Here is a 25215-nt window from a genome sequence, read left to right as displayed (position 1 = left end):
TTGATTGCCATCGAGACGCCAGCACGGACACGCCGCTTGGTTCAATGAACAGATCGAATGCCGGGGAACGGCGACAGAAGCGAGCAGTCGTTAATATGAAGCTAGGTGAGAAAGGGAGACTGAACTTTGTGCAATCTCTACAACATCACGACGACACGTGATGCCGTGATCGCATTCACCAAGGCATTCCGCGACAAGGCAGGCTGGAACCAGCCATCCTATGACGTCTACCCCGGCTATCAGGCGCCCGTAGTCCGCGTCGGCGAAGACGGAGAGCGAGAGATCGCGCGTGTCACCTGGGGCATGCCCTCGCCGCCCGCTTTCGTGAAGAACTACGATCCCGGCGTCACCAACATCCGAAACGTCGCCTCTCCGCACTGGAGACGCTGGCTCGGGCCGACCAGTCGCTGCGTCGTCCCCTTCAACTCCTTCGCTGAGCCGGATCCGGCGGCCAAGGTTCCCAGCGGAAAAGTCCCCAATGCCTGGTTTGCTGGAACTAAGGAGCGGCCGCTGATGTTCTTCGCCGGCTTCTGGACGCCATGGAAGGGTGTCAGGCGCGTGCGCGATGGTGAGCGCGAATACGAGCTCTTCGGCTTCCTCACCACATCCCCGAACGAGATCGTCTCGCCAATCCATCAAAAGGCCATGCCGGTGATCCTGACCACACCTGACGAGGTCGATCTGTGGCTCACCGGATCCTGGGACGACGTGAAGCACCTGCAGCGGCCGCTTCCGGGCAACATGCTTGTTGTCGTCGAGCCTCCTGCCGCCCTGCCCGAAGAAGACCTGCTGCTATGACCAGTCGTTGGGTCGCGTGATCGGTGATGGAACGCTCTGAGCGCACGCGAAAGATCATCCATGTCGACATGGATGCCTTCTACGCCTCGGTGGAGCAGCGGGACAACCCCGCACTTCGCGGGCTTCCGGTTGCCGTTGGCTTTGGCGAGGCGCGCGGCGTCGTGGCTGCCGCAAGCTACGAGGCGCGCAAATACGGCGTCCATTCGGCCATGCCGTCGGTCACCGCCAAGCGGAAATGCCCGGAGCTGATTTTTGTGACGCCGCGCTTCGATGCTTACCGCGCAGTCTCACAGCTGATCCACGCGATCTTTGCCGAATACACGCCGCTCATCGAACCGCTCTCGCTCGACGAGGCCTATCTTGATGTCACCGAGAACCTCAAGGGAATGGAACTTGCGACGGAGATCGCCGAGGAGATCCGTGCCAAGATCAAGGCAAGGACGGGCCTGACCGCTTCGGCCGGCGTCTCCTATAACAAGTTCCTCGCCAAGATGGCGTCCGACCAGAGGAAACCGGATGGCCTCTTCGTCATCACGCCAAAGAACGGTCCGGCCTTCGTCGAGGCTCTGCCCGTCAAGAAATTCCATGGCGTCGGTCCGGCAACCGCCGAGCGCATGCACAAGCTCGGGATTGAAACGGGCGCCGATCTGAAGGCTCACGATATCGCCTTCTTGCAGCAACACTTCGGAAAATCGGGACCTTACTTCTACTGGATCGCCCGCGGCGTCGACGAACGTCAAGTGAAGGCCGACCGGGTGCGCAAGTCCATCGGCGCGGAAGACACGTTCTCCATAGACGTCCATGATTTCGAGACCGCCAGGGCTGGCCTCGAACCGCTGATCGAAAAGGTCTGGCGCTACTGCGAAGCGAACGGCATTCGCGCCAAGACCGCGACGCTCAAGGTGAAATGGGCCGATTTCACGCAGATCACTAGGAGCAAGACAACAGCGGCACCGATCGCAAGTGCCGCAGAGCTTGCCGCGGTCATGACGATGCTGTTGTCTCCACTCTTCCCTGCCCCAAAAGGCATTCGGTTGCTGGGCGTGACACTGTCGTCACTCGATGAAGCAACGATCGAAAGCAAGCCACAGCTTGCCTTCGCGCTCTAAAACAGCTTGCTCGTCCGCCAGGACACCGAATGACCGAATGAGGGTTGGCGGATCAACTATGCGCCGGCTACCAAAAGTGGGATGGGTCATGCGGCCAGCTTCCCCTCGCCGTGACAGACCGAGTTGCAAATAACGGCACGTCCGTGCAGCCATTGAGAATGCAGCAGCGCGAGCCGCACCCACCGAGGCTCGCTCCATTCACTCGAACAAATCCTGGAAATCGTGATCACCGAACGGGCGACCTTTGCGGAGAATCTTATTCAGTAAACTCTTAATTAACCATAACCTTGCAGACTTTGTTCAGTCGCCAATCACATTCCAGCGTACAGCGGCAACTCAGAACCGTAACCCCGCCCACGGGTTACGGTTTTGCCCATAAAGCCAGGCACCTCTCAACCACAAGCGCAAGGTTAAGCGATGAGTTATGACTGGAGCGGCGCGCGGCATCGCCGGATGAAGGTTGCACGTCTTGGCGCCGCGCTCACTGTGGCGGCCACCGTCGTTGCTGTTGTAGTCCAGGTCATGGGAAGTGCGCTCTAGAGCGACGCAATTGCCGTGAACGGATGAGTTCGGCTCATCGATACGAGACCAACTCTGCGTCCTTGTTTCCCGAAGAGGAAAGGTTCGCATATGATTGACTGGAATACGGACGGACACGGCAACATAAGGGCATCAACGGTCGTCGGCTGGAACACTGCAATCGACGAGACGGGCGAGCTTTTCCTGAGGATCGAATTCAGCGCCGATCCGGATCTCGAAAACGTGTCGGCGCTGCAGTTCAGATTGACCGCGCAGCAAGCAATGCAAATAGCGGAAAGGCTGACGAACACTTACCGGCAGTCCTCGACGGCGCGCGAGCGCACAGACCAATCCTTGCTACTGACGTCGCAGGGGCGCCCCGCGCCATAATGAATGGACAGACCAGGAAGGGGAAAGGACGTGGCCACCCGCAAAGAAATTGCCGATCGTGTGATTGCCAAGTGGCAAGCCAGGGGCATTGCAATTGACCACACCGCCGAGTTCCAGGCTCTGCTCAAAATTTGGATTGCGGGTGACATTTCGATCGATGACATCCGGCGGAGGTACCTGAAAATGCTGCGCGAACGTGCCCGAACGGCAAAGCGCAATTAAACGACGAGACACGTCTTGTGGCATCGCCGGCTAATGTTGAGCCCAACGACGCATCGCCACGGCAAACCCGCTTCCGGTTTATTTCACTGATAGGACGACCAGGCCTGCAATTGGGTCGGTTACGCCGAGCCCTCCTCCGAGGTCCTCGAGCGTCTCACGAAAGCTGTCAAGCGTGGCGACCATCTGCGGCCGGCTCGCCGCCAATGCTTCCATGCTCTCCCATTCCGCGATAATGCAGTATCGTCCCTCGCCAGCCTCGATGATGTTGGCATGACGCAGACCCGACCAGCTTTGAGCTATGTCCCGGTGAGCGCCGAGAAAAGCCTCAGCCATCCCCGGCTTGACCTTGAAGCGGACGACATTGAATGCGGTCATGAGCGTCTCCCTGAGCCTTGTTCTGCCTCTGATAATCTGCCGTCCAAATTGCGCTTTTGGCTAGAGCCTGCACCCGACCGAGAAAGCCTCAAGTACGGGCTCGCCAATCGGAGATATATGGCCAGCGTTCGAGGAGACTAGTCCGGGATCGGAAAGGTTCTGAGTGAGTGCGGACGCCGCCTCGGCGCGCCAGCTAGTTGCTCCAAACCGCTCAAGCATAGCTCGTAGCTGAGTATTTTCTTGCCGAAGGCGATATGCCAGCAGTCTACGGTTCTCTTCTTCCAGTGCGCAAGGTCGTCGGCAACTGGTTCAGCAACAACGAACGCCGTGTTGCTGGCGAGGCCGCGACCGCTGCGTTTTTGTCCTTGGCGACGACACCGCCGTCAGGTTTGCCTCTTGGCCAAATCCAATCAGCTGCCGGACACCATAAGCGGTATCGGCAATGCCGTCTCGGCCTCGTCGAGGATTTCGAAAGTGAATTTGCCAGATGCATCGACCTCAACCGAGTAGCTGAGGCGATCCTGCACGCGGTTGTTCTTGTCGAAGGTCAGTACCTTCGGCTTCAAGGAAGTAAGCCGGCTTTCGTCGAGGTAAACCGAGTTGCATATAATGATCTGGTCGCCGGGCTGGCATGTGCGTGCGGCCGCACCATTGAGGATGCAGCACCTAGAACCGCGTTCACCGAGGATGACGTAGGTGGAGATGCGCGCCCCGGAATTCTTGTTCCAGATCTCGACGAACTCCATCGGCAAGATGCCGGCCTCCTCACAGTGGTCCGGGTCAAGAGTGATCGACCCATGATAGTTGAGGTTCGCCTCGGTGACATAAATGCCATGGAGCTTCCCTGCGACCAGCTTTCTCATGCTTTTTCACACCTCGCGGTTGATCAGGTTTCGTCTTGCCCTGGCGCTGCCGACGAGGCAGAAATCTTCGCGCATGGACAATCGCCAAGCGGAGAGAAAGCCCCGCCGGGGAAGGCGGGGCAAGTTTCGCATCCAGATGGCTCTCTGAACGCGGGGAAGAAAAACTCCATCGGCCAAGCCGATGCGTTCAGATACGAACAAAGTCCCCCGCAAGGAAGGTCGCTTTCGGCAATTCCGGTACGGCTTTGCTAATATATCAACCTGCTCAACCGAGCCCCTCAATCTGGGTCGGCACCAGCTTCCCTTCCCAGGTTGTCGCAATCCATACGGCGAATGTACTAGCCCGCCCCCCCCGAGATGACTACTGTATCAACGTTGAAGGGCGGAGCTTCTCACTGTATAGTTTTCTTATAATTTAATTCATTTTTTCAAACCGTTAGCCTGCGGAAGGAGGACATTATGCGCCTTCCTGAGATACCTTGGACGGTTCCGTTATCTGTCCGCCTACAGTCAGGAACAAACCGCATTTTCGCATCGGTCTACGACGCGCTGGATTTTCTCGAACATGAATGGCCGATACGGCACGGACAAGACTATGAGCGAGCCATCATGACGTGTCTAGGTGCGTTGAACCAATCGGTCCCACCTGCAGTCGCCCGTGAGGCCTTCATCGGTGCGTGCTTGGAGGCTGGCATGGCAGCGTCAGCGGTTGCTTCTCACTATCATGCGCGCTCGGGACCTCACGGCAACAAGCCATTGGCTTGAAGAGGCCAAGTTGCGCATGAAAACCGGAACACACCGACGAGCAGGAAAGCCGGGCTCCAAATCAGCGGAACCCCGGCATTCGAGCCGATGCACCACATATCCGCACTGCCCCGGTTACGTGCGCACTTTTCCGACGTCGTGTACGTGTCCCTGCTCTTCGCGGTAGGCTTGTTCCATGCGGTCAATCTTCGTTGATCGCAAGCGGCCGCTGGAACGGAGGAAGGTCAGCATCGCCTCAATGTCATCGCTGCCACCGGGAGGTTCGCCGTAGGGCACAGGGCCTCGAGACAGCTTCTGCGCCCAGTAACGGATCTCGCGCTCGGCCGGCGGGTAATAGATGCCGAGGCGGTAAAGCCGGCTATCTGTCCGAACCCATCGGGGCGGCACCATTTCGTCCATCTGGACGATGGGAGACGTGTGCCCATGCTCCCCGTCGCTGGTATGAGGCTCGCCGAAGAACCAGCCGTATAGCCACAGCCGGGGGCCGCCTTCGCTCTCCTCCTCGATAAGCCACCCTTCAATGAGCGGAGCAGAATCGAACTCCGTAACGGTCGGCCGCCCTGCTACGAACGGATCCGCTTCAGGGAAATAGGGATCGTGAGCATTCAGAGGGCCTTCGAAAGGAAGGCCCTGACCGAGCTCGCCGTCAGCGTGCTCGCTGCAGACGACCTTCCAGAGACCACCGAAGTTGGTGAGGCGCCCGCGTCGCCCGCAAACCTCGCAGATATGATAGGATCGCGCCAAAGCCAGCCGGCAGGCATCGTCGATCGCAAGGCGGGCATCTGGTGCAACGCCTGCGGTGTCATAGCGGACGCGCAGACCGCCCATCTTCTCCCCCACCTGTTGGAGCGTAAACGAGCCTCCTGCAGCCATCACTTTGTCGGCCTCGGTGAAGAATGCATGCAGGACGCCCAGCCAGCCATCGCCGCACGCTATCGCCAACGGACGGCCGTCGCCTCCAAGGTGCGGGTATCTATCGCTTAGGCAGAAGATCAGGCTCATTGCTTGGTTCTTTTTCTTTCCGCTTCGAGCGGGATTCCGCGGAACAGTGCACCAGATCACACGGTCTCAGAGTTTGGAGCTCGAGATCCACCGTTCAACCGGGAACGATCATCGGAGATTCCGGTCACGTCAACTAGCATTCGAGCCGGGAAAATCCCGCTTCGGCGCTAATGGCGTCGGTTGTCGTTCGTCGATGTCGCGCTTTCCAGGACGACGATGCCGGAATAGAGGACCGGCGTTCCATCGCGATCCTGGAAACACCGACCAAAAGCAACGACCGAGACATACAAGCCACCGCGCGTCTTGACGCGATAGAACGATTGCTGGGCTCGTCCGCCCACGATCGTTTCCGTAATCGTCTTTGCCAACCCTGGCCGATCCTCCGGATGGACCCGGTCGAGGTAGAGTTTCAGCGGCAATCCCTGGCCCGTCTCGCTCGCGGCGAGACCGAAGAGTTCGGCCAGGGCAGAATCTCCATAGACGAGGTCGCGAATGATATCCCACGTGAAGATCCCGGAGTCGGCCGTATCCGCATCGGTAAGTTCAACAAGGAACGTGCGCTCTGCGTCCTCCTTCATTGCTCCGCCTAACCCTCTGCCAGCCATAGCGATTGGCCACTCGTCGCAAATCCAATTCCGTTCGGGTGCGCACGGGTGGTGTGCCGATCGACCAGCTGGCGCAGGCGATCATGAAGCCGTTTATTGAAGCCGCCATCACAGTCCTCGAGCAGGTCGAGATAGAATGTCGCGATCGTCCTGAATTCGGCTGCGTCGCGCGGCACGCGTCGTTCGATCGATTGAAACAACTGCTCAATCGTCTCTTCGAGTGAGCGGAAGCGCTCAATGTCATACCCGCAAACCGTCTCATCCAGTTGGCACTGGGCCGTTTTAAATTGCATCACGAGGTCTGCGACGCTCGTAGCGGTGTTTGTGTCAGATCGGTGCATTCACGCGATTTAGCATGCACTAACAGACACGACTACCCGCACCGCGATCCTCCACGTCAGATTCTTTCGCACGCGCAGCATTTTTTGTAACGAACGACGCACGAGTGTGGCCAATAAGCAGCATTGTTTCGCGATCCAACTCCAGGCGAGGCACAGCTTGGACCGGCACTTAAGATCCAAACGGCCGGTTGTGCGCCAAGGCAAAAGCGCGCGGAACGTGGTGGCCTTATATTCAATCTTATAAATATACTGAGCGCCCAAGTTCAATCGCAAGGGACGAGAACGTGGACAAACGTGGCGTAAAGGGCATCCGCCCGGGCTCAAACTCAGCCTCGGAGCTGCAGGATATTGCGAGCAAGCTTTCGGCTCTCGCGCAACAAATCAAATCAATCGCGGCTACCCCGCTCGGCGACGCTATCGATCTCGACGAAAGCAGCGACGGGTCGCGGAAAGCGGCAATAGAATAACCTGGAAACATCGCCTCTATTGCGGAGCGACCGGAGGCTGACCCCGCAAACTCTCTCGGCAAACCGCCCAATTTCCGAAAGCCCGAAGGCAAGCGGCGCGGCGTGCCTGCGACCGCGCCGCTAAATTCGGCGAACAGAACCTGGCGGCAGAGACAGAGCGCCTTGGGTTGCCTCCAAGCCGTTGAGCCACAACGAAGTTCATATACGATGCAAGGTTCTTCGGCCGGGCCGATCGAAGGTGATGGCCGGATAACACCAACGACGGATCACGCCGTAAAATGCCATCAACCATCACGATCAGAGCCGCCCGCGATGAAGATGTGCCTGTGCTCGGAAAGTACGGGGCTGACCTGATGGCGCTTCATCATCAATGGGATCCCGAGCGCTTCATCCCGACGGGAACCGGCACAGAGGCGTCTTATGCCAGATGGCTGCGAAGTCAGCTTGAAAAGTCCGATGTCGTGGTCCTCGCCGCGGAGCACGATGAAATGATCGTCGGTTACGCCTATGCATCGGTTGAAGGCTATGACTACATGGCGCTCCGAGGACCGGCGGGCGTTATTCACGATCTTTTCGTAGAGCCCGAAAGGCGCAGCCAAGGCATCGGCCGGATGCTGCTCGATGCGGCCATTGCAGCGCTAAGAGCGCAAGGAGCGAAACAGCTCGTGCTCTCTACAGCACATGGGAACGAGGCTGCTCAACGGCTGTTTGCTACAGCAGGCTTTCGCCCGACGATGATCGAGATGACACTCGATGGCCAAGAGTGATCCGGCGGAGCACTGCCGCTTTCCCGCAATATAGCCGGGTCCTCCTCTTATTGAGGCAGGGCGCGTGATGGCATCAATGGGGGGTGGTCAATTCTTGACTGATCGTTCCAGAACGTAAGACTGATGGCTCGGAACAAGAAGCCCACGTCGCGATGTTGCGCAGCAAACAGCGGGCGGTCGACGGCATCACCGCAATGATCGAACGCGTGGTGGAGCGCGCCCAGATTGCCTGCCTCGGCGTCAACTCGATCTGTGAGTTCGGCCAGAGCCCGCCAGAGCTAAACGCGCTTCGTCATGCTTCCGACAATCGCTTGAGGAAAGCGGCAGTGGAATGCATCAAGCAGGCCCAGGCCGAAAGCGATGTTGAAAAATCGCTGCGGAGAAAACCCTCGAAAGAAACCTCGGGCAAAGGTCTTGCGCTTGCGAAAGATCTTTCCCGGGCAGCGACAATCAATGCGCTGTAGATCCGTCCGCTGGCCGTCCTGCCTCAAACGGTCGACGATCCCAAAGCGGCCGTTTGCACTCGGCCTCTGGAGCGAGATCAAATGTCTGCTTAAGCCAGCGGTGAGCGTTACGACCTTACGCAAGGCGACCGGAGCCTACGTGCACTCGCGGCGCCATCAGATTGCGATGGCGCGGCCGAAGTCTTGGCGCCACGACATCCGTGGAAAACCAGTCGGCAGCGTTTCGGACGCTGACAGGTCTGCCGCGCAGCAGCAATACGAACAGCCGCGAACCGGCGTTGAAACGCATAAATCGAAGTTAAACACAGCGCCGGTTTCGAAGAGAGAATTGATCCGAGCATCGCTCCTCGGGCGGAGTGGGGCGCCTGGTTAAGTGCCTCCGGCGCCGCGCGCAGTCATCCCCTCACCTTCTTTGACGCACCAGTGAACGGGCGATATCGATGATATCCCCGGAGATGCTGCGAAAACTCCCATAGCGATCGAGAGAGATACTCACAGAGATAATGCTCAATGCAATGAAACTTGGCCCGCCGGCCGGCTCACGGGACGCATGAGCGGAGCGTTGCGCGATATAAGCCGCGCAACCAACCGCCCAGATGCCGTGACCACATCTAGTATAGCGTCGTAATATTCTTCATCCTTGGTCAGCTCATCTACAACACGTTGACCGTAAGCGACGGCAGCTCCATCCGATGAATACTTCCTACCGACTTCGTCGCGGCTAACGACGCCTGCTGTATGGATATTGAATAGATAGCGGCGCATGAGAGATCCCACTCCGTACGTAATGCCGCGGCGCTGATGAACCGAGTGCGCTGCGAGCGACAATTCGAGGGCTTGACATGGGCGCATAACTTATCGCGACCTGGCCGCTTTGTCGCGTGACAGGTGCGTGACGGTGACATTTTACGGCTTCAGGTCGATACGTAATGCTGATTTCAGTCTCGCGACCCATCTATCCGTGCCATGGTGCTCTAAAAAGCGGTGACCGCCGTACAACGCCGCAATCCTTGAGCCCAGTGGGCAGGGCCAGCCGACGGCGATCCTAACACTCAGTTGACGTGTGGTGCTACGCGCCACACCTTGTTTCCGACATCATCGGCGACCAGCAACGCGCCGTCGCGAGCAATCGCAACGCCCACTGGCCGACCCAGAGCCTTACCTTCGGCACTTAGGAAACCCGTGAGGATATCGCGCGGCGGGCCGGACGGCCTGCCGGCGGTAAAAGGCACGAAGATGACCTTGTAGCCGCTGCGCGGGATGCGGTTCCATGAACCGTGTTGACCGATAAAGGCACCGCCTTTCATCTCGGGCCCGAACAGATCGCCGGTGTTGAAAGTCAGACCGAGTGAGGCGGTGTGAGGCCCCAGCGCATAGTCCGGCTTGATAGCGACGGCCACAAGCTCTTGGTTCTGTGGTTCGACGCGATCATCAACATGTTGGCCATACCAGCTATAGGGCCAGCCATAGAACGCGCCATCCTGCACCGAAGTCATGTAGTCAGGCACGAGGTCCGGACCGATCTCGTCGCGCTCGTTGACGACGACCCACAACTGTCCGCTGTCCGGTTGCCAGGAAAGCCCGTTGGGATTGCGAAGTCCGGATGCAAACTGGCGCATCTGTCGGCTGGCAAGATCGATCTCATGGATGGCGGCTCGCCCTTTCTCCTCCTCCATACCGTTCTCGCCAATGTTCGAATTGGAGCCAACGGTCGCGTAGAGCTTTGTGCCGTCTAGGCTCGCAATGATGTCCTTCGTCCAGTGATGATTGCGACCTGAAGGCAGGTCGACTATCTTTTCAGGCGCAACCGTGATCTCCGTGGCGCCTTCCGCATAAGGAAAGGCCACGATCGCGTCGGCATTGGCAACATAGAGCTTGCCTTTGAGCAGGGTCATTCCGAAAGGCGAATTGAGCCCGCCCAGGAACGGTGTTTTCGTTTCCGCAACCCCATCACCATCCGCATCCCGCAGCAGCGATATGCGATTGGCGCTCTTTGTCTCGGCACCGGCTCGCGCCTGGAAAAGGCCCATGAAGAGGGCCCGAACTGAAAAGCCTTCGTCGGGCTTCGGCGGTGCATTGCTTTCCGCCACCAGAACATCGCCGTTGGGCAGCACATGGAGCCAGCGCGGATGTTCTAAACCTTCGGCATACTCGTTGACGACAAGGCCCTCTGGAGAAGTGGGCATTGCTCCCTGCGGCCACGGTGTTGCCTCGGCGATATTCACGGACGGAATCCATTCGGCTTTCGGCTCGACGAGAACCGGATCCGGCCCAAAGGTCTGTTCAATCGGCACCGTCGCCTCGGGCCGGGAGAGAACGACCAGTCCCACACCAGCAACGATGGCGAGCCCGGCGAACACAAGAATGGCGATCAGAATTTTTTTCACGACCAGATCCTTAGGTGACCGAACCCAACGATTTCAGGAGCAAGGTGTTTCAATCCTCACGAGGTAAAATTGAAAAATATGCGGAAACACGCTCGATATCTGCGTCAGAAAGGTGCTCCGCCGCACTCACCATCAGATGGCTGAACGGCCTTCCCGATCGCGAGCCCTCGCGAAACAGCAGCAATTGCCGGGCGAGGTAGGCTTGCGGCTGACCGGCGAGCACCGGGTAGAGCGGGTTTCGCGCCGCATCTTGGTGACAGCCCAGGCACGCTGGTACTTTGAGCGCAGGACGGCCCTGCCGCGCAATCTGCTCGCCCTCTCGCACCCGTTCGTCTTTCGCGGTCCCTAGCACCTTCTGCCGCGGCAAGGACGCGAAATGCCTCGCAAGATCGGGCAGAAGCGCGCGGTCTGTCGCCTGCACGGAGAGTTGCATCATGCCACTTGGTCTTTGCCTCTCGAGATAGGCGTTGAGGCTTTCGACCAGATAGCCTTCCTTCTGTCCCGCAAGAACAGGCGTAAGCGGGCTGTAGCCCATCCCATCGGCGCCGTGACAACGCGTGCACTCGGCGAGGGCCTCGTCAAATCGGGACGGCTTCATCGGTGGTGCCGGCCTGTCGCCGTAGGCCAACGCACGGTAGGCGGTGCCCTCCATGGTTGGAAGCTTGCGCAGAAACGCCACCATGCTCCAGACTTCGTCGTCCCGCGCCTGGGTCGGCCATGCCGGCATGCCAGTGAAGCGAACGCCATGCTTGACGATGCGAAACAGTTCGGCGTCTTCCCATTGCCCGACGACGCGGGAGAGATCCGGCGGCTGTGGCAGCATTGCAAGCGCCGCGGGCGAGCGGGGCTCACCCGGCGCGCCATGGCAGATGGCGCAACCACGCGCAAAATGACCGGCCGCCGGTTGGATGCCCTCTTTGGGTAGCGGGTCTGGTGCGTCTACGGCGAGCGCATAGGTGCGAACCGCCGAACGCATCGCGAAATGCAGGAACCATTCCGTGATTTTCCAATGGCCGGTGGATGCGCCGACATTGAAAAACCCGATCCAGGTCGAAAGGAGAACGACGAACGGCAGGACCGCGAGCCCTATCGCCAGATGTTTCCATCGCAGGTGCATCAAACAGCCCTCCGCCGGCCGAGATCATCAACGAGACCGGAAAGCAACGCGACGCCGCCTGCGAGATAGGCGCCAGCGCCCACAAGCAGCATGACGACTGCGCCAAGTTGCTGATCCTCTCCGGCTGTGAGCGTCGTGCCGAAGCAGGTTATCTCGCCGAACTGATAGAGCGGCCTTGGGCTGAGAGCCAGAAGGGCGCCGAGCAGCGTCATGTGGATCGTGGTCAGCAGCAGGCCCAACGCGCCTGCCGCCCTTTGGGGCGCATCGTTTGTGCTGCCCGCCGCAAGACAGGTGGACCAGAGAAACAATCCGGCGGCTAAGAAACTCGCCTGTTCGAGGACGGTGCCAAAGAGCGAGCTTTCGGCCAACCGACGTGCAGCCGGCGCATGCCAACCCCAGACGACGACAAGCTCAGCGAGCGAGGCAAGGATAGGCAACCAGACGAGGGTAGCGCCCTTGAAGCGCGCAAGACAAGCAGAAAGGCTAAGAGCGATCAGCGGCGCTGCGACGGCGACGACCCCCATATGCGCCAGCATATGAGCCGTCACCGAACTGCGCCACGCGCTCAACAGTGGGCCAAGCCAGAGCCCGGCCAGAAGGAACGCAGCAAGCACAAACCAAAGCACCCTCATCGCAAGCACCCCGAAACAAAGAGCGCCGGCAATGCCGTCATGACGACGGCGGCGAAGCTCAAGCAGGACAGCAGCAAGGTCGCGAAGCCTTGGAACAACAGGCGGTCGTGGCGCGTCGGATCGTCGTGGGGTGGGTCATGGGCGCCGAAACCCCACTGGCGCCAGGCAAGGAAAGCCGAAAGCGCGATCGAAAAAAGCGCAACCAGCGTGACGATGGCGATGCCCAGCTGCAACGACGCAAAGTCCCCTCCAAACAGCTGAGGCTTCGCGCAAAAAATCGCTGCCCCGACATAACAGGCGAGAAAATGCACCGCCCAAATCAGCGGCGCGGTCAGAAGCGTCCAGAACGTTTCGATTTCCTTTGGCAGCAGACGCATCAAAGAGCCTCCGGGAAAAGACCGATTACGCAAAAGCTGATGACGGCCGTGATCGCCAAGAAATGCCAGTAGAGGGCGACGTTGCGCAGATCCATGTCGTGGGTTTTAGAAAGGCGTCCGGCAAAGCTTCGCGCGAGACAATAGGCAAGCATGACGGCGCCCACCGCAGCGTGAGCGAGTGTCCACCAGACCAGCACCCAGACGATTGCCGGATAGACATGCGCGGTTGGGTTCATCTGATGCGACCCGGGGCCCAAAACGCCGGCGACCGACGCGATGGAGGTCAGCGCGAACGCCAGGACCAGGGTGGCGCGCGTCCATGCGACCGATGCGTGCGCGTTGAAGTATCTGGCTGCCAATGTCGCAAGCCAGGCACTTACGAAGAGCGCTGCCGAGACGAGCGGCCATGTCATCCCAGGACCGATTGAGCCCGCAGTGAAATCGTCATGTATCGTCCAATAGAAAAAGTAGCCGAAGATCAGGCTTGCAAAGGCGGTGCTGTCGCCGACCATCGTGATGAACATGGCCCACCAGCCGACCGACGACGGGCCGGACGCATAGAGCGGCAAGGAAAGCCCGACGCCGGCGTCTTTCTCCGGCTTCTCGGGAATTTCATTGGTCCCTGTCCAGAGCCAATAGATAATTGCGGTAAAGCAGATCAATGCCGCAATCGCGCCGACGACCCACCACTTGAAGGTCAAAGCGATGAACACGCCACCGAGCGAAAATGCCGAGACGACGGTGACCTTCGAGGTGCCGCCAACGCGCAAGACCTGTTCGGGTCGCGCATCGAGCACGGACGTAATCAACCCTTCCCGTCGCCCCTCCTCGGCGTCGGCAAGATACCAGCGCCCCTCGCTGATCTCGCTGGCTAGCGTGGGCTGATCCCAAAGCGGATATCTGCTCGAGACGAGGGGAACGGAGCGCACGCCCCAATTTTCCTCGGGCTCGCTGATCCATTCAAGCGTTCCGGCATTCCACGGATTTTGCTCCCTGCGAGGCTCCCGGTGTTTGGGGCGCAGGACATCCAACACGACGATCAGCACCCCAAGGGCAAACACGAAGGCGCCGACGGAGGAAATGAGGTTCAAGACATTCCATCCAAGATCGCCGGGATAGGTGAAGACCCGGCGCGGCATGCCAAGAAGTCCAGTCAGATGCATGGGGAAAAAGGTGACATTGAAACCGATGAACATCAGCCAGAAGGCTGTTCGCCCAAGCCGATCGGAGAGGCGTTTCGCATCAACCAGAGGGTAATAGTAGTAGATCCCGGCCACGACCGGGAACAGCATGCCTCCGATCAAGACGTAATGGAGATGCGCAACGACGAAATAGGTGTCGTGCGCCTGCCAGTCGAAGGGTGCAATTGCCACCATCACTCCGGTCAGACCGCCGATAACGAAAATCGCGATACCGCCCGCCCCGAACAGCATCGGGGTCGACAGGATGACACGACCAGCAAGCATGGTGGCGATGAAGACGAAGATCTGGACCGCTGTCGGGATCGCCACCGCTTCAGACGCGGCCGAGAAGAATGCGAGCGAAATTTGTGGCAGTCCCGTCACAAACATGTGGTGGACCCAGAGACCAAAGGAGAGAAACCCCGTGCCGACCGCGGCGAGCACGATCCAGGAGTAGCCGACGATTGGGCGGCGCGAGAATGTCGGGACAATCATCGCCATCAAGGCGATCGCCGGCAGGAAGATGATGTAGACCTCAGGATGGCCGAAAATCCAGAAAAGGTGCTGCCACAGCAAAGGATCGCCACCGCGCATCGGGTCGAAGAACGGCCAGTCGAACATGCGCTGCAGCTCGAAAAGGATGTCGCCGGCAATCAGCGGCGGAAACGCAAAAAGGATCATGCCTGCGACGATCAGAAGATACCATGCAAAGAGCGGCATCAGATTGATGCGCATGCCGGGCGCGCGGCACTTCATGATGCCGACGATCAGTTCGACGGCAGCAGCGATAGATGCGACTTCGATGAAGGAAAGACCCAGAAGCCAGATGTCGGCGCCGATGCCCGAGAGCTTTTCATCGGTCGCAAGCGGCGGATACATGAACCAGCCGGAAGACGGTGCTGCATCGAAGAAAATCGAGCCGCACACGAAGATGCCTCCGAGAAGAAAGCTCCAGAATCCGAATGCGCCCAGCCGCGGAAACGGCAGCTCCCGGGCCCCAAGCATTGGTGGCAATAGAAAAATCGCAACTGCTTCGAAAATCGGAACTGCGAACAGGAACATCATGACGGTCCCGTGCAGCGTGAAAGCCTGGTTGTAAAAATCGGCCGAAACCAGATCGTTATCGGGTAGGGCCAGCTGCGCTCTCATCACAAGAGCCAAGACGCCCGCAAAGAGCATAAACGCGAACGCGGTCGAAGCGTACCACAACCCGACCTGCGTATTATTGACGCTGGTCCAGTAGCGCCAGCCCTTGGGGTTTGCCCAGACTTTGCGCAGGCGCTCTGTTTGGGCCGCCCGCTCCTCATCGCTCACCCTGTCGCTCGGCAGGATCATCTCAACCCTTTCAGCCAAGCGGCTATCGCTCGTATGTCTTGCGGCGGAAGCATGGAGAAGGCTGGCATCGTCGCACCAGGCTTGATTGCGCCCGGATCGGTGATGAATTGTGCAATGTTCTCCTCGGTATTGGCGATAGTCCCGGCAGCCAACATTTGCCGCGAACCAAGACGCGACAGATCGGGTCCGATCGTTCCGGACGCCTGCGTACCCATCACGCGGTGGCAAGCGCCACAACCGTGACGCAGGAACGCATCGCTGCCCGCGCCGCCTACATTTGAGGAGGCATTCGCCTCGGCAACGAGCCAGGCTCCAAAAGATGCCGGGTCCATGGCCACGGCCGTCAGCGCCATCAGGGCGTGCGACGTCCCACAAAACTCTGCGCAAGCGCCCCGAAAAACACCCTCCTTTTCCGCAAGGAGCGACAACCGGTTTTCCCGACCCGGGATCATATCAATCTTGCCACCGAGCGAGGGGATCCAGAAGGAATGGATGACGTCATCGCTCTTCAAAACAATCTCTGTCCGACTCCCGACCGGCAGGCGTATCTCGTTTGCTGCCGCAATCGTGCGACCTTGATAGTGGTAGGCAACTTGCCACCAGTACTGCCTGCCAGTGACCTCAATCCGCAGATCCGACTTCTCTGTCGCCGCCAGAGGCCGGAGCCCCGGCATCAACCAGAGGGCGTATCCGAGTACGGCAATAACTGTAACTGTCGGAAAAAAGGCTCCACCCCACAGGATGAGTCGGGATGCGGCTCGCTCAGCCACCTGACGTTTCTGGCGGATCGCGAACAAGAGTGTTGCTGCGACAACAAGCCAGATAAGGGCGGCGGAAACGGCCATCACCAGGAACAGGACCAAGACCTGACGGGCTTCTGCCCCAGCTGGGTCCAGCGTCGATTGCAGACCTCGGCATCCTGCAACGGTTGGCAGCAATAGGATGCAAAATACTAAGGACACCCGATGTCCCATGTGCTTGATCGAGTGGGAGCGGAGCGTGGCGAACCCTTTCCATAGTCAATTCTTGCCTAAACGGAGGCAGAACGGGAAGGTTCCTCAAATTCCCAGATGCAACCGAGTGGCGAGCAAGTCCCTCGCATCAGATCGCGAGGATCCGCGCTGCAAGGGCGCCGATGAAGAGTATCGTCAAAGTGGCCCGAACAGCCTTCACACTCTCCGCCAGGCGTGTCCAAACCCCGCTTATTGGAGCCAATGCCTAAACTCTCGCCCCATCGGTCGCCCAATCGAACCTCCCTTGCTGACCCAAGGCTCGGCGACCCTACCTGGGTAGACATGTGAAGCCTGTGGAAGCAGATCAAGCCCACGCAGATACTCGTTCCCGCTTCGCCCCATGCTTACTAGTTGAGCCAGATTGTCTTCCAGATCCGCTCTTTTCACCTCGAGGCTAAACGGATGCGACGCTGCTCGAATAAGCAAGGCGTCTTTCGTATCACCCGCCTGTACGTCCGCCATTCCACGGCCCTTATGACCTCGGATGAAAATCCGACCTCTTTCAAGCGGTCGACCGTCCAGCCGGGAGCCTTCTCGACCACGTCGTGGAGGAATGCCACCACCCCGGAGCCCGCGTTGATCGACAAATCAGGCATCGCATGGTCGCGTCCGACTGACGAACTGGGATGCGGAAGAGTTGGCAAGCATGGTCAAACCGGGGTCATTGTCGAATTCGTCGATTAGTCGTGGGTGTGGAACCGACAAGCTTCACCTTCGTTTCGACGAGGAGGCTCAAAGGATATTCCCATGGACACGCTCGTTCGACATCGACGCATTCTGGTCGCAGACGTAGATACTTTCTTTCGCGAGGCCGGAAAAGCGCAAGCCCCTGCCGTTCTCCTGCCGCACGGGTATCCGTGCTCGTCCTATGAGTTTCGTAATCTAATGCCGCGACTGGCAGACCGTTGGAGGCTGCTTGCCCCCGATTTTCCCGGCGCAGGCTACAGCGCTACGCCGGAAGAATTTGACTACAGCTTCGACGGCTATGCGGCCTGGCTCGAAGCCTTCGTTGATGCAATGGCGATCGACCGATTCGTGCTCTACCTGCATGATTTCGGCTCCCCGATCGGCACAAGATTGGCCATGCGGCATCCCGAGCGCATTGTCGGGCTCATCATCCAGAATGGCGACATTCCGTATGAGGATGCGCTCGGCCCCAAATATGCCGATCTCGAGGCGCTCTGGACATTTCCAACCGAGGAAATGCGCCAATCGATCGCAAGCGCGGTGACGGAGGAAGGGTTTCGGCAGGAGTTTCTCAACGATCTTCCAGCAGGGCTGGCGGACGCCATCCCTCCGGATTTGTGGCGGCTGCATTCAGCCCTGCTTACCCCGAAGCGCAAGGAGGCAGCGATCGATCTGATAGCCGGATTGGAATCAAACAGGCGCTGGTTTCCGGAACATCGAAAGTACCTGCGCGACCACCAGCCGCCAACTTTGATCGTATGGGGGCCGAACGACCACTATATGCCCGAAGCCTCGGCGAGAGCGTACTTGCGGGATCTGCCGGATGCTGGGCTGCACCTTCTCGAAGGAGGGCACTGGTTGCTTGAAACCCATCTCGATCAGGTTGTCGAGCTTGTTCGAGATTTCCTTACGCGTCTCAATCCCGTTGCTGATGGCGAGCGCCGGTGATCGGTTCATTCGCATGCGTTTCGCGAGCGCTTCATAATACGCGCGCCGGAACATTTCGTTCGCTTTTGGGTTGACGGATCAGCCGGGTCATCGCGCGACTAAGAGATTGGAGTGTGCAAATGAAATGGCTTCCGGGGAAATGCAGCCTCGCGGAAGCTCGTAAGATGGCGACCAGCTTCCGCTCCTGATGTTCGAATGAACCGGTCATGAAAGTGGAACGACCAGGACAACGGAGTGGTTCCGATGTGACGGTCTCCGATAGACTCTGTTGCCGCACGCCGCGCCCGTTTCACGAAAGAGACGTCGGAACCAAAGCCCGCACTACTGAGTTTGGTGGGCACCTTTACTGGCTGAAAACAGGAACCACGTCATGAAAAATCTGCTGCTCGCCGCGGTATTCCTCGGCGCGTCGACCCTTGGCGCGCTCGCGCAAACCGCACCCCCTCCCGCCACGACCGATGGCGACACACCGGCGGTCGCGACACCCAACACGACCAATCCCACCGCGCCGGTTGCCGGCTCCAACAGCTTTACCGAAGAGCAGGCAAAGGATCGCCTTGCGAAGGCCGGCTACACCGAAATCACTGCGTTGAAACTCGACGGGACCGGCGTCTGGCGTGCCACCGCGATGAAGGACGGAAAGTCCGTTGCGGTCGCGCTCGACTACCAGGGCAACATCGTTGCCAACTAACGCTCTCAAGGAGATCCCTTATGAAAACCGTTACCGGACTTTTTGATGATTATGCCGACGCACGCGCAGCAGTCAGCGCTCTCGAAGATCGCGGCGTGCCGTCGGACGATATCAGCATCGTTTCCAATAACGTTGGCGACCGCTATGGGACTGCAACCGAAAGCAACGCCGCTGAGGGCGCAGGTACCGGAGCCGGTGTCGGTGCGGCGATCGGTGGCGTCGGCGGGTTGTTGACAGGCCTCGGCTTCATGGCCATTCCGGGCGTCGGACCGGTGGTAGCGGCTGGTTGGCTTGCCGCCACAGCAGCAGGTGCGGCTGCAGGGGCTGTCGCGGGTGGTGCCGCCGGCGGCATCCTCGGCGCGATGACGGAATCGGGTGTTGCGGAGGAACACGCCCATGTCTATGCCGAGGGCGTGCGCCGCGGCGGCGCCGTCGTCACCGCCCGCGTCGAAGATGACCTCTATGCCGATGCGCAAGCCGTTCTACGCCGCGGGAGCTGGGTCGACCCTGTCCAGCGCCGCGCCTCCTATTCCGAACAGGGGTGGACACGCTTCGATGAGACGCTCGATCCCTATACTGTGGACGAGGTCGAAAAGGAGCGTATTCGCTTGCAAAGCCTGCGCTAAGCAACCGCCTGACCACCGGGAATTCGGCCCCAAATGGGGCCGAATTACCCTTGCATGCCGACTAACACGCGGATCGGCGAGGGCACTTCATCGTACCTCAGATGGAACGTTTGCCGGCTGACCGTGTTGAAGAATACGAATAAGTCAGGAGGTCGCCATGGTTTCCCCGAGAGCCAACTGGAAAGGCTACATCAAGTTTGGTGAGGTGACCTGCCCGGTGGCTCTTTATACGGCTGCTTCTTCCTCAGAACGCGTTCGTTTTCATACGCTCAATCGAAAAACGGGCAACCGCGTAAAGCGTGAGTTCGTGGACAGCGAGACCGGAGATGTCGTCGAGCCAGATGACCAGGTCAAGGGTTACGAGGTCGAGGGTGGGCGCTACGTCGTGCTTGAACCCGAGGATGTTGCAGCCGCAGTCCCCGAGAGTGACAAGACGCTGAACATTGAAGCCTTTGTCCCCTGCACGCAGGTCGATACGACCTATCTCGACAAACCCTACTACCTGACGCCGGACAAAATGGGGGGCGAGCCCTTTGCGCTACTTCGCGATGGCATGGCGAAGGCAAAGGTTGCGGCAATCGCCAAGACAGTTCTCTTCCGCCGTATGCGCACGGTGCTTATCCGTCCCCACCGTAAAGGCCTGATAGCTGCGACCTTGAATTTCGACTATGAGGTCCGGTCCTCGACGGAGGCGTTCGAGGAGCTTCCCGACCTCAAGATCAAGGGAGAAATGCTCGAACTGGCCAAGCACATCATCCACACCAAGAAAGGCGGGTTTGACGCCAGCGCTTTCGACGATCGCTACGAGGCAGCCGTTGCCGAACTCGTAAAGGCGAAAATGGAGGGCCGCTCGCTTCCCAAGAAGAAGACGCCTTCCGCATCCAAACCGGATGACTTGCTGAAAGCGCTCCGAGAAAGCGCGGGTCTTTCCTCGGCCAAGCAGAAGTCCAAGCGCAAGGCAGCCAATGCAAACAGTGGTGCCTCGGAGCGCACGGCAAAAAAGGCGTCTGCAACGGGCAAGAAGGCCGACCCGTCGCGCCGAGCGAGCTGAAGAGGAGATTGCCCCATGGCCGTTCGGCCCTATTGGAAAGGCTATCTGAAACTCTCGCTCGTGACCTGCCCGGTTCAGATGATGCCCGCGACGACAGACAACGAGAAGATCCGGTTTCATACACTCAATCGCAAGACTGAGAACCGGGTCGTGAGCCACTTCACCGACGCGGTCACTGGAAAGGACGTCAAGGAGGAGGATGAGGTCAAGGGATATCAACGCGGCGAAGACGACTACGTCATTCTCGAGGACGAGGAGCTGGAGACTGTCGCACTCGACACAACCAAAACCATCGATATCTCAACCTTCACGCCGCGCGACAGCATCGAGTGGATCTGGCTGGATACGCCATATTACCTCTCTCCCAATGAACCGATTGGAGAGGAGGCGTTTTCCGTGATCCGCGACGCGATGGAGGCCCAAAAGATGGTCGGAATCTCGCGGCTCGTCATTTCGCGTCGCGAACGCGCCGTCATGCTTGAACCCCGGGGCAAGGGTATCGTGCTCTGGACGTTGCGCTATGGCGATGAGGTTCGCGACGAAGATCTTTATTTTACGTCAGCGAATGACGAAAAGGCCGATCCGGACATGATGCCACTCGTGCAGCGCCTGATCAAAAAGCTGACCAAGGACTGGAGCCCTCAGATGGTAGCCGATCCGGTTCAGGAGCATTTGGCGGACATAATCGCTGCCAAGAAGAAAGCCTTGAAGAAGCCGGCAAAATCAGAGCGGAGACCCTCGGACGCGCCATCGGAACCGAGCAATGTCATCAACATTATGGACGCTCTCAAGAAATCGGTCGCGGCCGAAAAGCGCGGGCGCAAATGACTGTATGCGTTTCGGCCCGGGCGCCGGAGACCCGCGGTACGAACACACGCATTGTCACGTCATGCGTGTAAGCTCGAAGGCGTAGACCCTCTTGTCATTGCGTATGTTTACACCTGCCGCGCCAGAGCCCGACCAGTTCGCACGGAGTGACCGCCGGCAACTGCCGGAACTACTCGAGTGCGCCTCTCCCACTATCCACCGGCGTTGCTCTTTTCGCTTTTGCGCGTGTAGGCGTTGAGTTTCGAGCGGGCCGCCCGACGTGCGACGCGCAATTCCTCGATTGTCGGAAACCACCAGCCCCGCTTGAGTTCGGCTGCGATGGGCGGCTCTTTCGCAGGCCAAGTCGTAATCAGTTCCTCCATCGATCCTGGGCGCCACATGGCCCAGATGTACCCATCAGCGTCCTTCGCTGGAAAATAGAAGGCGTTCATCGTCTGCACATCCGCAAATTCGCCATCCGAGCTGGTGAAGAATACCACGCCCCAATGGGTCGAGATCGCGCTTTCGAACGGCGGCATATCATCCACGGGGGTGGGATACCGCTTGCGCCTTCTTTCGCTGGCGCGCGCCCTTGATGCTTTCTCCTCCCTCGTCCCTTTGAGCCCCGCCATCCGTTCTTTCCTTGCCTGCGGCTCGCTGTGTTTCGCTGCGGATTCGATCGCTCGCCAGCGTTGCCGAAGTTCAGAAAGAGCACGATAGGGGACCGTCCAAAGGCGGCGATCGGGATCCCATCGCGCGAAAGGTATTTCGCGAATATCGTTGATGACGGACTTAGAATAAGGCGTGCGGATCTCCAAAGCCAAAGGCCCGGCTAAAAGATATGGGCTGTCAATCGGCTCGAAAGCAAAAGCGTCCCGTCCCTTCTCGTCGGCAAAGTGGTCGTGCTCCGCTTCGATCTTTGCAAGCCAGCGATTGATCCGGCGCTCGGCTGTTCGCCCCGGCACGAACCATGCCTTCAACCGGTCACTCCAGCGGGCACGCGGAAAAGTCTCGCGAAATCGCTCGACCGTGACACGATCATGTGGAAGATCGGCCGACGCACCGATCATCGCGCTATCAGAATTTTTGGTCTTGGTACCGTCTTCGACTTTCATCATGGGTATCACGCGGCTGTCCGCGCCTTTACAAGTCTCTTGATTGCCTGTTCCAGCGGCCGCTCGCTGTCGCCGTAATCTGCCCAAGCAGTGCTCTTTGCAATGAGTGCCGGCACTGTACGTATCGTGAAATGCGTCGGGTCGAGGTCTGACTTCACCTGCGCCCAGTTCAACGGCATCGAAACTGGCGCCCCTGATCTGGCGCGTGGCGACAACGGCGCAACCGCCGTCGCCACGCGATCGTTGCGCAGATAGTCGAGGAAGATACGTCCTTGTCGCAGGCTTTTCGTCGTCTTGATCAGATAAAGGTCCGGACTGTCCGCCGCCATCTGCTCGCAGACGTCGTGCGCAAAGCCTTTTGCCTCAGCCCAGGTGAGCGACTTGCGATTGCGAGCAGAAAGCGGCGTCACGACGTGAAGCCCCTTGCCACCCGTTGTCTTGCAGAAGCCCACAAGCCCGGAATCATCGAGGCGGTCGCGCATTTCCCTTGCCGCGGAAACGACCGCAGAAAATGGCACATCGGGTCCGGGGTCGAGATCAAACACCAGACGCCCGGGAACTTCCGGCTGGCCCGGCTCACAGTTCCAAGGATGAAGTTCAAGGCCGCCAATCTGCGCAACGGCGATCAATCCTTCAACGCGATCAATCTCAAGGTACGGCTTCTTGTCACCAGAGACTTCAACAAGCTCAAGAAGATTTGAGGTGCCGGGCATGGCGTGGCGCTGGAAGAACGTCTCCCCAGCTATCCCGTCCGGGGCCCGGATGATCGAACAGGGCCTGCCTTTAATGTGGGGGATGAGCCAGGAACCAACCGCCTCATAGTATCGAGCCAGGTCGACTTTGGTAACGGGATTGCCATCCGCAGCGTCCGGCCAAAGCGGTTTGTCCGGGCTGGAAATGAGGACGCCCAAGACTTCTGCCTTCTGCCCTTTGCGGGACGGAGCCGCCTTCGACGTCGGTTTCGGGCTGGGCGTGTGCGTGCTTTGAGGCTGAGCCGGTCGCTCTGCCTCCACCTCGCCAGCAGGCTTGTCTTCCCGAAGGCCCTTGAAGGCGGCCTGCCGCACAAGCCCGTCAGCCGTCCACCCGGCAAATTCGATTTCCGCAACCAGGTCCGGTTTCACCCAGACCACTTCATTGTCGCCCTTCGGTGCGCCGATGCCCGTGAAAGGAGATCGTGTGACTTCCTTTTCCTTCAGCTTGGGAAGCAGGTTCGAAACCTTGCTTGCCCCAAATCCTGTTCCGACCCGACCGACATACACGAAATGGTCCCCTCGGTAGACGCCGACGAGCAGAGACCGGAAACGGCCGTTGGTCTTGGCGTATCCGCCGATCACCACCTCGTGGCCTGCCCGGCATTTGGATTTGACCCAGGTCTCTCCCCGCCCCGACTGATAAGGTGCGGCCTTCTGCTTCGATACGATCCCCTCCAGGGAGAGCTTGCAGGCGGAGCGAAGCACAGCGTCTCCGCCTGTCTCGAAATGCTCGACAAAGCGAAGGCGAGGGTTTTCCCCGTTTTTATCGAGCATTGCCTTCAACCGTTGCTTCCGATCGACCAGTCGATCCGCTCGCAAATCCTCATTGCCATCAAACACAAGGTCGAAGGCGAAGTAGACGAGGTTGCCTGTCTTTGCTTCGGACAGTGCCGCCTGGAGGGCGGAGAAATCCGGCGCACCGTTCTCGTCGAGCGCGCAGATTTCGCCATCGATGATGCAGTCAGGCAATGCGGACGCAGCTTTGGCGATCTCTTGGTATTTGGCTGTCCAATCAAGCCCTTTTCGTGTTTTCAGCGTCGCCACGCCATCAGCCACGCGCAGCTGGATGCGATACCCATCGAACTTGATTTCGTGCAGCCACCTTTCGCCGGCCGGCGGACGCTGGACCGTCTGGCAGAGTTGCGGTGCGATAAATTCCAGGAGGACGCCTGTCGCCGGGGCTCGAACCCGCGCGCGCGGTTTCTTTCCGTTGGCGATCTCCTCCATCTTTCGGCCTGAAGCGACGGAGGTTGCGTGTTCCTCCAGTACTTTTGCGCCGTTTCTCTTGACCGAAAAATCGTCACGGTGCTTGATCAACAACCAGTTCGGTCGGCTACCGCCGTGGCGGTCGTTGCGCATTCGCACAAGCACGAAGCTGCCCTTCAGGCGGTTTCCCTCCAGCCAGAATTTGAAATCCCCTTTCTTCAGGGCATCCTCAGGGCTCTTGTCCCCTTCGAAGTCCCAGTGGCCTCGATCCCACAGCATGACCGTTCCACCGCCGTACTGGCCTTTCGGGATCGTTCCTTCAAAGTCGCCATAGTCCAGCGGGTGGTCCTCAACCTCGATGGCGAGACGCTTGTCGTGCGGATCGAGAGATGGCCCCTTGGCAACCGCCCACGACTTGAAGACGCCGTCCAGTTCAAGCCTTAAATCATAGTGCAGTCGGGTTGCATCGTGCTTCTGGATCACGAAGCGCCGCTGGTTTGACGATGCGACCCGTCGTTCACCGCTCGGTTCGCGTGTTTGGCGGAAATCGCGCTTGTTCCTGTAGATGGACAATTTGTCTTTCGTCATCGGCATGAACTCACA

Annotated in this window: 28 protein-coding genes and 1 pseudogene; 15 read left to right on the top strand and 14 right to left on the bottom strand. The window is 59.1% G+C overall.

Annotated features, from left to right (window positions below):
- Window positions 1-126: 126 nt before the first annotated feature.
- The 4 genes from IB277_RS22375 (at window position 127) to IB277_RS22360 (ending at window position 3038) form a co-directional block, all read left to right on the top strand.
- Window positions 127-798, top strand: a complete 672-nt coding sequence (locus tag IB277_RS22375) for an SOS response-associated peptidase (protein WP_060581442.1) — start codon at window positions 127-129, stop codon at window positions 796-798.
- A gap of 26 nt (window positions 799-824) precedes the next feature.
- Window positions 825-1907 carry a DNA polymerase IV gene (dinB, locus tag IB277_RS22370; protein ID WP_060581443.1) on the top strand — a complete coding sequence of 361 codons (1083 nt, stop codon included), beginning with the start codon at window positions 825-827 and terminating at the stop codon, window positions 1905-1907.
- Window positions 1908-2537: 630 nt separating this feature from the next.
- Entirely contained in the window at window positions 2538-2816 is a 279-nt protein-coding gene (locus tag IB277_RS22365) for a hypothetical protein (RefSeq protein ID WP_060581444.1), read from the top strand.
- A gap of 30 nt (window positions 2817-2846) precedes the next feature.
- On the top strand, window positions 2847-3038 hold the full coding sequence (locus tag IB277_RS22360) for a hypothetical protein (protein WP_060581445.1): 192 nt from the start codon (window positions 2847-2849) through the stop codon (window positions 3036-3038).
- Window positions 3039-3116: 78 nt separating this feature from the next.
- On the opposite strand, the gene IB277_RS22355 is transcribed toward IB277_RS22360, so the two are convergent.
- Together IB277_RS22355 and panD are read right to left on the bottom strand one after the other, a co-directional pair.
- Complete coding sequence (locus IB277_RS22355; RefSeq protein WP_060581446.1) at window positions 3117-3413, bottom strand: antibiotic biosynthesis monooxygenase; 297 nt, start codon at window positions 3411-3413, stop codon at window positions 3117-3119.
- A gap of 410 nt (window positions 3414-3823) precedes the next feature.
- Window positions 3824-4276: an aspartate 1-decarboxylase gene (panD, locus tag IB277_RS22350; protein WP_060581447.1), complete on the bottom strand. Its 453-nt coding sequence runs from the start codon at window positions 4274-4276 to the stop codon at window positions 3824-3826.
- A 459-nt stretch (window positions 4277-4735) separates the two neighbouring features.
- On the opposite strand from panD, the gene IB277_RS22345 reads away from it, so the two are divergent.
- The gene (locus IB277_RS22345) at window positions 4736-5041 is read left to right on the top strand and encodes a DUF982 domain-containing protein (RefSeq protein WP_192371781.1); all 306 of its coding nucleotides are present in this window, start codon (window positions 4736-4738) and stop codon (window positions 5039-5041) included.
- Between the two features lie 114 nt (window positions 5042-5155).
- Here the strand turns inward: IB277_RS22345 and IB277_RS22340 are convergent, their stop codons facing one another.
- From IB277_RS22340 to IB277_RS22330, 3 genes are all read right to left on the bottom strand, one after another.
- Window positions 5156-6043 carry a hypothetical protein gene (locus tag IB277_RS22340; RefSeq protein ID WP_192371780.1) on the bottom strand — a complete coding sequence of 296 codons (888 nt, stop codon included), beginning with the start codon at window positions 6041-6043 and terminating at the stop codon, window positions 5156-5158.
- A gap of 167 nt (window positions 6044-6210) precedes the next feature.
- Window positions 6211-6621 carry a PAS domain-containing protein gene (locus IB277_RS22335; RefSeq protein ID WP_060581449.1) on the bottom strand — a complete coding sequence of 137 codons (411 nt, stop codon included), beginning with the start codon at window positions 6619-6621 and terminating at the stop codon, window positions 6211-6213.
- 8 nt (window positions 6622-6629) lie between these two features.
- Window positions 6630-6941 (bottom strand): hypothetical protein, encoded by a 312-nt coding sequence (locus tag IB277_RS22330; protein ID WP_060581450.1) that lies wholly within the window; start codon window positions 6939-6941, stop codon window positions 6630-6632.
- A 332-nt stretch (window positions 6942-7273) separates the two neighbouring features.
- On the opposite strand from IB277_RS22330, the gene IB277_RS22325 reads away from it, so the two are divergent.
- The 4 genes from IB277_RS22325 to IB277_RS38965 all read left to right on the top strand — a co-directional run bounded on the left by IB277_RS22325 (window position 7274) and on the right by IB277_RS38965 (window position 9060).
- The gene (locus tag IB277_RS22325; RefSeq protein WP_060581451.1) at window positions 7274-7456 is read left to right on the top strand and encodes a hypothetical protein; all 183 of its coding nucleotides are present in this window, start codon (window positions 7274-7276) and stop codon (window positions 7454-7456) included.
- 278 nt (window positions 7457-7734) lie between these two features.
- A complete protein-coding gene (locus IB277_RS22320; protein WP_060581452.1) occupies window positions 7735-8223 on the top strand; it encodes a GNAT family N-acetyltransferase in 489 nt (162 codons plus the stop codon).
- Window positions 8224-8417: 194 nt separating this feature from the next.
- On the top strand, window positions 8418-8687 hold the full coding sequence (locus IB277_RS22315) for a hypothetical protein (protein ID WP_192371779.1): 270 nt from the start codon (window positions 8418-8420) through the stop codon (window positions 8685-8687).
- Window positions 8584-9060 carry a ProQ/FINO family protein gene (locus tag IB277_RS38965; RefSeq protein WP_371813653.1) on the top strand — a complete coding sequence of 159 codons (477 nt, stop codon included), beginning with the start codon at window positions 8584-8586 and terminating at the stop codon, window positions 9058-9060. The genes IB277_RS22315 and IB277_RS38965 overlap by 104 nt, the downstream gene beginning before the upstream one ends.
- Window positions 9061-9194: 134 nt before the next feature.
- On the opposite strand, the gene IB277_RS38960 is transcribed toward IB277_RS38965, so the two are convergent.
- From IB277_RS38960 to coxB, 7 genes are all read right to left on the bottom strand, one after another.
- Entirely contained in the window at window positions 9195-9452 is a 258-nt protein-coding gene (locus tag IB277_RS38960; RefSeq protein ID WP_371813652.1) for a hypothetical protein, read from the bottom strand.
- A gap of 287 nt (window positions 9453-9739) precedes the next feature.
- Complete coding sequence (locus IB277_RS22305) at window positions 9740-11080, bottom strand: sorbosone dehydrogenase family protein (RefSeq protein WP_371813656.1); 1341 nt, start codon at window positions 11078-11080, stop codon at window positions 9740-9742.
- A 43-nt stretch (window positions 11081-11123) separates the two neighbouring features.
- Window positions 11124-12050 (bottom strand): c-type cytochrome, encoded by a 927-nt coding sequence (locus tag IB277_RS22300; protein ID WP_246812799.1) that lies wholly within the window; start codon window positions 12048-12050, stop codon window positions 11124-11126.
- Between the two features lie 140 nt (window positions 12051-12190).
- A complete protein-coding gene (locus tag IB277_RS22295; RefSeq protein ID WP_060581456.1) occupies window positions 12191-12823 on the bottom strand; it encodes a cytochrome c oxidase assembly protein in 633 nt (210 codons plus the stop codon).
- Window positions 12820-13200, bottom strand: a complete 381-nt coding sequence (locus IB277_RS22290; protein WP_060581457.1) for a hypothetical protein — start codon at window positions 13198-13200, stop codon at window positions 12820-12822. Before IB277_RS22290 ends, IB277_RS22295 begins: the two co-directional genes overlap by 4 nt.
- Window positions 13200-15716, bottom strand: coding sequence for a cytochrome c oxidase subunit I (gene ctaD / locus IB277_RS22285; protein ID WP_060581458.1), 2517 nt, complete (start codon window positions 15714-15716; stop codon window positions 13200-13202). The genes IB277_RS22290 and ctaD overlap by 1 nt, the downstream gene beginning before the upstream one ends.
- A complete protein-coding gene (coxB, locus tag IB277_RS22280) occupies window positions 15713-16690 on the bottom strand; it encodes a cytochrome c oxidase subunit II (protein ID WP_060581459.1) in 978 nt (325 codons plus the stop codon). Before coxB ends, ctaD begins: the two co-directional genes overlap by 4 nt.
- A 600-nt stretch (window positions 16691-17290) precedes the next feature.
- Between coxB and IB277_RS22275 the strand changes: the two are divergent.
- From IB277_RS22275 to IB277_RS22250, 6 genes and pseudogenes are all read left to right on the top strand, one after another.
- Window positions 17291-17413: pseudogene (locus IB277_RS22275) on the top strand (L,D-transpeptidase family protein); the annotation flags it as partial.
- A gap of 63 nt (window positions 17414-17476) precedes the next feature.
- Window positions 17477-18364, top strand: coding sequence for an alpha/beta fold hydrolase (locus tag IB277_RS22270; RefSeq protein ID WP_192371775.1), 888 nt, complete (start codon window positions 17477-17479; stop codon window positions 18362-18364).
- Between the two features lie 370 nt (window positions 18365-18734).
- The gene (locus IB277_RS22265) at window positions 18735-19055 is read left to right on the top strand and encodes a hypothetical protein (protein ID WP_060581462.1); all 321 of its coding nucleotides are present in this window, start codon (window positions 18735-18737) and stop codon (window positions 19053-19055) included.
- A gap of 20 nt (window positions 19056-19075) precedes the next feature.
- Entirely contained in the window at window positions 19076-19681 is a 606-nt protein-coding gene (locus tag IB277_RS22260) for a general stress protein (protein WP_192371773.1), read from the top strand.
- Window positions 19682-19838: 157 nt separating this feature from the next.
- Window positions 19839-20732: a Ku protein gene (locus IB277_RS22255; RefSeq protein ID WP_192371772.1), complete on the top strand. Its 894-nt coding sequence runs from the start codon at window positions 19839-19841 to the stop codon at window positions 20730-20732.
- 15 nt (window positions 20733-20747) lie between these two features.
- Window positions 20748-21560, top strand: coding sequence for a Ku protein (locus IB277_RS22250; protein ID WP_192371770.1), 813 nt, complete (start codon window positions 20748-20750; stop codon window positions 21558-21560).
- Window positions 21561-21751: 191 nt separating this feature from the next.
- Here the strand turns inward: IB277_RS22250 and IB277_RS22245 are convergent, their stop codons facing one another.
- Together IB277_RS22245 and ligD are read right to left on the bottom strand one after the other, a co-directional pair.
- Window positions 21752-22657 (bottom strand): hypothetical protein, encoded by a 906-nt coding sequence (locus tag IB277_RS22245; RefSeq protein WP_246812788.1) that lies wholly within the window; start codon window positions 22655-22657, stop codon window positions 21752-21754.
- A 5-nt stretch (window positions 22658-22662) separates the two neighbouring features.
- A complete protein-coding gene (gene ligD, locus IB277_RS22240; protein ID WP_192371769.1) occupies window positions 22663-25200 on the bottom strand; it encodes a DNA ligase D in 2538 nt (845 codons plus the stop codon).
- Window positions 25201-25215: the final 15 nt, after the last annotated feature.

It is taken from the genome of Ensifer sp. ENS07 (genome assembly GCF_014852185.1).
GTDB classification, from domain to species: Bacteria; Pseudomonadota; Alphaproteobacteria; order Rhizobiales; family Rhizobiaceae; genus Ensifer; species Ensifer adhaerens.
The sequence above is the reverse complement of the archived record's forward strand: the minus strand, read 5'-3'. Positions and strand labels throughout refer to the sequence as shown.